The sequence below is a fragment of the Paenibacillus sp. 3LSP genome (genome assembly GCF_032465655.1).
Lineage (GTDB): Bacteria > Bacillota > Bacilli > Paenibacillales > Paenibacillaceae > Fontibacillus > Fontibacillus barengoltzii.
In genome coordinates, this window is sequence record NZ_JAWDJI010000038.1 from 1 (window position 1) to 6,634 (window position 6,634).

The following is a 6,634-nucleotide window of genomic DNA, read 5'->3' on the forward strand; positions in this document are numbered from 1 at the left end:
TTATTCAGCTTTTCATTCTTTCCCACTTCTTCGACTAGACGATGGCAGATAACGTTATTGTATTCACGACGTCCCACCGACTTAAGGCTCCGCCAGGAGCCGGCTGCGCTTGCGCAGTTAGTCGGTGCGGATGTGTCCGGCTGACCCAGCTTCCCTGCTACTGAAATGCCCCTCCGAATCCTCTTCTAACTTCGTGTCCGGACCGAGGGCGAATGCCCGATGCGTGAATACGGTGTTAGATGATGCTTGCAGGCTTCTTAGAACTACTTACCGACTTCTCTTTGCTATATATGTTATACAATCACTCATCAATTTTACGGGTTGCTCTCTACGTTTTATATCAAATTCTAATTGCTTTACTATTCTCTTTTGAATCTCCCAACCTGAATAATTCCTGTCCATCAAATCTAGCATTCGCTCTGTTGAGAGATTGATTTCAAACATAGGATCCAACTCATTGCTTGTCACCTGATTTACTTCACGAATATTCGAACTAATTATTATACAGTTAATACCGCCTGCAGTTGTTCCTAAAACCATCTCTCTTAATTTCTTTTCTAGTGCTCTTTCCGAACTTACATGTTCAAGCGCTGATACAGCGATTATTAAATCGTATTCACTTTGCTTGATCTCAAATTGCTCTATATCAGAAAGTCTCATCTCGATTATGTGTTCTACTTCATAACGTTTACTATATTCATGCAATTTATTAAGTGCCGATTCTAGCAAGTCCACACAAATAACTTTACCTTGTCTATTTTTAATTGTCTGAGCAATGGGAATACTGTTCCTCCCGACTCCCGATCCTAGATCTAATACTCTTAGATATTCATAACTATTAAACTGATCTATGAGGTCCAGCACTGTTTGAACAGGCTTGTGTAACCAAGTCCCTTGTTCATAGAGATTGTAGTGTTCATAACAAAAATCATGATATCGTTTTTCTTCTGCTCTTATCATTTCTACCCTGTCCATACCTGCACCTCAGGTTTCTGCAAGTTTCATCTAACGTTCTTGTATTCACGAAACGACCCAGCCTTTAGATAGCTCTTATCTTAGGCTGGGTTGTTTGTTGTCTGAGCTTCTTCCATTATTATACATCTGACAAGCGAGGGGCGATAGCCCCGATGCGTGAATACGGTGTTATCAGAAGTCATACCCCTCTTTGAATCAGCTCAATTCTCTTCCCAATCTTCCTTCAAAAGACCATAAACAACCTTATCCGTGAAACGATCTATAAACCATTCCGTTTGACGCAGTATTCCTTCTTTCTTAAAACCTAATCGTTCAGGGATTTTACAGCTTCTAGTATTTTCTGGATTAACCCTGATTTCAACTCTATTCAGCTTTAAATCATTAAAGATAAATTCAATGACTTCTAGACAAGCTCGACTTATATAGCCCTTTCCTTCATGAACTTGGGCTATGTAATAGCCAATCTCCGTCACTTTATCTTTCCAGTTTACATACAAAAGTCCTATTGCACCGATAAGCTCATTCCGATGCCAAATGCCACACCAGAATCCATTACCAGTAGAATATTTATGTAATGACCTCTCGATGAATTCCTTTGTATCTTCAACCGTATTGGTTACTCGTGGAAATTCAAGCCACCTACCGAAGTGATCCCGGTTTTGATCAATCAGTTTGAATAAGTCATGTGCTTGATTTAATTCAAATAATGATATTTGAAGGTTTTCATCTATTCTCCTCTGCAAAAACTACACCTCCGACTTGCTATGATTTTTGATAGCGTTATCGTATTCACGAACCCGAGAATCTTAAGGCACGTTAGCGCGGGTTGCTCTGCCACTTAGCCTCGTTGGGTTGTCCGCTGAATTAGCCTCTTCGAAATCCCTTTTGTGGACCAAGGGACAGCTTTAGCTGGCCCGCTGCGTGAATGCGGTGTTATATGATGCTGCGCCTTCTCTGATATACTTAGAGATTTATTGTTTTTAGTCCCTTACCTTTTCTCCATATGCTACATGCCAATGGAGATGCTTAGATTCTTGGTATTCACCTAGATTAGTAACTATTCGGCAAGCTCCATAAGTCGATATTATTGTCTTTGATACGTGCGATACTACTTCTAGAAGTTCTATAAGTAATTTGTGATCTTCACTATCCATAAGACTTATCAAAGAGTTAATGTGCTTCTTTGGAATAACAACTATATGTACCTCGTAAAACGGACGTGTATGATGATACGCTAATACATTATTAGTCTCTAAAACTTTAGTTACTTCTATGTTTCCACTTAACACTTCGTCACAATAAAAATCGTTCGTCAAAGTATCACCGCCTAATCATTTTGGAAATGCTTGACCTGGTTCATATATTTCTTCAATGAATTGACATCTATATTCTGTTTGCGTAGGATATAACGTTCATGTGTTCACGACACCGAGAGGCTTAAGGTCACGCAGTGACCGGCTGCGCTTGCGCAGTTAGCCTCGCAGGTGTGTCCGCCTGGAACCGCTTCCTGCCACTGAAATGCCTCTCCGATTCTCATCGGACCTCGGGCGGACCGAGCAGCCGCCAGGCTGCGATGCGTGAACACAGTGTTATAGGATGTCAGCACCGGGTCTGTCAAGATTTCTGTGTAAACTCAGTTCCAAGCAATCCCCCCGAGGGGGGATTTGGCGTTTCTAACGTAAGTAGTTGCTGATCCGATCCGGAAAGAAGACCGAAAGCTGAAGCAGCATCTGTCCCCAGTTTTGGACGCGGCCTGTCCATTTGCGGGTCACATCCATCGTGGCCAGATAGAGCATTTTCAGCAGAGCTTCATCAGTCGGAAAAATACTCTTTCCCTTGGTCACCTTGCGAAGCTGTCGGTGGTAACTCTCAATCATATTTGTTGTGTAGATGAGTTTGCGGATCTCAGGTGGGTACTTGAAGAAGGTCGAGAGCCCCTCCCAGTTGTTGCGCCAAGAGCGGACAATGAGCGGATACTTGACGCCCCAGACTTCCTCGAAGCGGTCCAGTTCCAAGAGCGCCCCTTCCTCAGTTGCTGCCTTGTAAATCGGCTTCAGGTCCGCAGTGACTTTCTTGAGATCCTTGTACGACACGTAGCGAGTGGAATTACGGATTTGGTGGATGATACACTTTTGGATCTCGGTCTTTGGATAGCAGGCAGCAATCGCTTCGGAGAAACCACTGAGATTGTCCACACAGATGATGAGAATGTCTTGGACACCACGATTTCGCAGGTCATTTAGGACGCTTAGCCAGAACTTACTGGATTCATTCTCCCCGATCCACATGCCGAGCACATCCTTGTTTCCGTCCAGGTCGATGCCGATAACCATGTAGGCCGCTTTGTTTACAATGGCACCGTCCTGCTTCACTTTGAAGTGAATCGCATCCATGTAAACGACGGCGTACACGCCTTGAAGCGGCCGATTCTGCCATTCCTTAATGAGAGGCACGATTTTGTTGGTAACATTGGAAATGAGCGTAGGCGAGACTTCGATGCCGTACAGGTTTTGCAGATGGTCTTGAATCTCTCGTGTGCTGACTCCTTTGGCGTACAGGGCGATGATCTGATCTTCGATGCCAGTTACATTCTTCTGGTGTTTCTGCACAACAACGGGCTCGAACTCACCCATCCGATCCCGTGGAACCATAATTTCCTGCTCTCCGTATTCGCTGACCACCGTCTTCTTGCTCTTGCCATTTCGGCTATTTGGCGTCATCTTGGCTTTGACCTCATGCTTTTCGTAGCCTAAATGCGTATCGAGCTCTGCTTCCAGCATCTCTTGAAGAGTTTCAGCAAACAGTTCTTTCAAGGCATTTTGCGCATCCTGAGCCGTTACCAGCTTGTTCTCCTTAATAAACGTCCGTAGTTGCTCTTTTGTCCATAGTCCCATGTGTTCTCCCAACCTTTCTATTACTTTCCATTTTAATAGATTTGGGAGTTTACACAAACTATTTTACAGACTCTCAGCACCTTCTTCGATTTAACTTTTAAAAGAATCTAAAAATTCTTCTAAATACATTACATCATAATTATTGTTCTTCATTTTCTTGTATAGATCCTTATCTTGAGTTACTAAAGTACAACCTTCATAAACGGCCGTATCTGCAATAACAGCATCATCAATATTTGTCTTTTTATCATTTAATATTTTGCGATAAACTTCCCCATTTCCTAATCTAGCATATCCTAATCTAGTCCTTCCATTTAAGATAAATACGGAAATTGGAACCAACTTTGCACGCAATTCAACTAACATGAGGATATTAGTTTTTCTAATATTCTGTTTATCATCAGGGATCTCACATAATTCTTCAACTTGTATTGATGTTATATAGTATTCATATTGGCTTCCAGCTGAATTTTTTACTCTATCAATAAACTCAGGTAACTTATCAAATACGTTTGAATCAAACATTATCTTCTTCAAATGAGTTCCTCCTAAGATTTTTTCTTTGTGCTGATTTCCTATAACGTTCTTGTATTCACGAATCCGAGAGCCTTAAGTGAGCGTAAGCGAACGTGTCGAAGACTTAGGCTCGCAGAGATTGTCCGGCAGATTAACTTTCTGGCTTCTTAACTTCGGTCCGGACCAAGGGCGCCAGCCCGCAGCGTGAATACGGTGTTATAGGATGTTCCGGCCCTCTTTGATATCTCATTCAAATTACTTTATACGTTTTATACAGGTTCTTATAGATTTCATTCTCATGGTTTTCAGCCACTTCAGTATATGTTATGATCGTTATAAGAAAACCGAGTGCGTCAACACTCGGCTATACAATTGGCTTGGATGGTCTATTCCCCTCTAAGTCATTTAAGGAACAAAACCCACCTTCGGCCGTTAACCTTGGGGTGGGTTTTTACTTTCTCTTGTTGTTGGAATTAATGTATGTTAAGAGGGCAAGGATAAACGTTCCGAATAGGAACATTATTGTCAATGCATCTTTAACCTCCATGGCTTCACCTCCTTTCGAAGGGAAACCATGCCCACCCAAGATTCAATTGCACTTCCTTATTCTACCACATATACCCATTCATTAATAGAATGTTTGTTTCGTGTCTATGTTTGTATACAGTTTGCCGGAATTTCCTATAACGTTCCCGTATTCACGACGCGACCCGGCCTTAGATAGCTCCTATCTTAGGCCGGGTCGTGTGTTGTCTGAGCTTCTTCCTTGATTATACATCTGACAACCAAGGGGCGTAAGCCCCGCAGCGTGAAGACAGTGTTAGCAGAAGTTGCTTACCTCTTAGAACTCTCTACCAAACTTTTCTTTATATAATTGCTTTAGTATCAGTGTTAATTCACTATTGTTTTCATAATATATTCCATTCATATGGTGTGGGGTAAAATCTAATTTGACGTTACTCTTTTCATAAAACTTTAACCGAAATAACCATCCTGTTCGTCCTTCTTGGTTTGTATCCGGTATTAACTTTATATCTTTAATGTTTTTTATTATTGTTTTTATCTCTTCATTATTTGATACAGTTTTGCTTTCTCCTGAAGAACCGTCAACTAATTCAATTTGATCTATGCTTTTAACATCTCCAGGGTACAACTCAGCAAGTGTAATTGGTTTTAATTCTGTTATTGGTTTGCCATCATTACATCCAGTTAGAGAAATACAAACTAACAGGATTAAAAATGTTAAATGTATCTTCATGGTTTAACCTCTCTTTGGGCAATTTCTGCTAACGTTCCTCGCATTCACGAACCTCCGAAGGAGGTTGTCGCAGCAACAACTTCCTCGAACCCACGTCTGCGACCGAGGGCGTCAGCCCGATGCGTGAATGCGGTGTTAGGTGATGTCAATGCTTTCCCCGAATTTACCCACAGAGTATATTATTATTAATTGAAAGTCATTTTTTATTATTCTTAAAATAATCATCTACTAATTTTATATATTTATCATAGGCATCTTTAACTTGAGTACTTATTTTAATAAATTCCAACGAAGTTGGATCCAGCAATTTCAATTTTTCGTCATCTTGCATGTCAATTATACCTCTGCTAATTAACATAATGTCATCATTCATATCTGTGAGTATTTTTGATGCTTCTTCTATGTTTAAGGGACCTTCCTCAAGGGATAAATCAGAGAACAATGGGTCATACGCAAGTACTAATAGATTTCTCATATTTACTGATAAATCATCTGGTCTCCCCATAAAATGGTGTGCTGTTTGATTTACAAACAGTTGATACCTTATTGGGTTCTCAAAATTATTCTTAATATAGTATTTATCCACCATTTCGGATAAGCGATACAATTGATACCATTCAGCATTCAAACTTCCAACGGATTCTTTCTTAAGTTCATCGATTTGTTTATATAAAGCAACACTATTTACTGCAAGTATAAGCAGCACAATGGCCATGGCGATAAAACCTAACATCCATTTTTTCTCCCTCAACCAATTCATAGAAATATCCTCCATTAAGTGATCCCTAACCTTATATACTGTAACGGCAATTAACGAGTACAGTTAATCCTAGTTTAATCTTTCATTGAAAAATAAGTACTCAAATTCTGTACCTTACAAGTGAACTAGTGAATGATTCACTCCTGCTTTCTTTTGCGGTTTGCATTGATTTCACCTAACGTATCGTGTTCCCGACGTCGAAAGGCTTAAGCCGCTGACCCGTCGAGCGCA

8 protein-coding genes are annotated in these 6,634 nt (G+C 40.8%); all 8 read right to left on the reverse strand.

Annotated elements, in window-relative coordinates; all coding sequences use genetic code 11:
* Positions 1–267: 267 nt before the first annotated feature.
* The 8 genes from RW092_RS01875 to RW092_RS01910 all read right to left on the reverse strand — a co-directional run bounded on the left by RW092_RS01875 (position 268) and on the right by RW092_RS01910 (position 6,403).
* On the reverse strand, positions 268–975 hold the full coding sequence (locus RW092_RS01875) for a class I SAM-dependent methyltransferase (protein WP_316009360.1): 708 nt from the start codon (positions 973–975) through the stop codon (positions 268–270).
* A 200-nt stretch (positions 976–1,175) separates the two neighbouring features.
* Positions 1,176–1,718: a GNAT family N-acetyltransferase gene (locus RW092_RS01880; protein WP_316009361.1), complete on the reverse strand. Its 543-nt coding sequence runs from the start codon at positions 1,716–1,718 to the stop codon at positions 1,176–1,178.
* Positions 1,719–1,955: 237 nt separating this feature from the next.
* Entirely contained in the window at positions 1,956–2,291 is a 336-nt protein-coding gene (locus tag RW092_RS01885; RefSeq protein WP_316009362.1) for an HIT family protein, read from the reverse strand.
* Between the two features lie 357 nt (positions 2,292–2,648).
* Entirely contained in the window at positions 2,649–3,869 is a 1,221-nt protein-coding gene (locus RW092_RS01890; protein ID WP_016313297.1) for an IS256 family transposase, read from the reverse strand.
* Positions 3,870–3,959: 90 nt separating this feature from the next.
* Positions 3,960–4,406 carry a type II toxin-antitoxin system VapC family toxin gene (locus RW092_RS01895; protein ID WP_085170985.1) on the reverse strand — a complete coding sequence of 149 codons (447 nt, stop codon included), beginning with the start codon at positions 4,404–4,406 and terminating at the stop codon, positions 3,960–3,962.
* Positions 4,407–4,836: 430 nt separating this feature from the next.
* A complete protein-coding gene (comI, locus tag RW092_RS01900; protein ID WP_229752580.1) occupies positions 4,837–4,932 on the reverse strand; it encodes a competence inhibitor ComI in 96 nt (31 codons plus the stop codon).
* A 294-nt stretch (positions 4,933–5,226) separates the two neighbouring features.
* Positions 5,227–5,643 carry a hypothetical protein gene (locus RW092_RS01905; protein ID WP_052147338.1) on the reverse strand — a complete coding sequence of 139 codons (417 nt, stop codon included), beginning with the start codon at positions 5,641–5,643 and terminating at the stop codon, positions 5,227–5,229.
* 196 nt (positions 5,644–5,839) lie between these two features.
* The gene (locus tag RW092_RS01910; RefSeq protein ID WP_316009363.1) at positions 5,840–6,403 is read right to left on the reverse strand and encodes a hypothetical protein; all 564 of its coding nucleotides are present in this window, start codon (positions 6,401–6,403) and stop codon (positions 5,840–5,842) included.
* Between the last annotated feature and the right edge of the window lie 231 nt (positions 6,404–6,634).

What these genes read in the sequence shown, in the direction of transcription:
- RW092_RS01875 (WP_316009360.1), bottom strand. Translation starts at nt 975, where the DNA reads ATGGACAGGGTAGAAATGATAAGAGCAGAAGAAAAACGATATCATGAT.
- RW092_RS01890 (WP_016313297.1), bottom strand. Translation starts at nt 3,869, where the DNA reads ATGGGACTATGGACAAAAGAGCAACTACGGACGTTTATTAAGGAGAAC.
- comI (WP_229752580.1), bottom strand. Translation starts at nt 4,932, where the DNA reads ATGGAGGTTAAAGATGCATTGACAATAATGTTCCTATTCGGAACGTTT.
- RW092_RS01905 (WP_052147338.1), bottom strand. Translation starts at nt 5,643, where the DNA reads ATGAAGATACATTTAACATTTTTAATCCTGTTAGTTTGTATTTCTCTA.
- RW092_RS01910 (WP_316009363.1), bottom strand. Translation starts at nt 6,403, where the DNA reads ATGAATTGGTTGAGGGAGAAAAAATGGATGTTAGGTTTTATCGCCATG.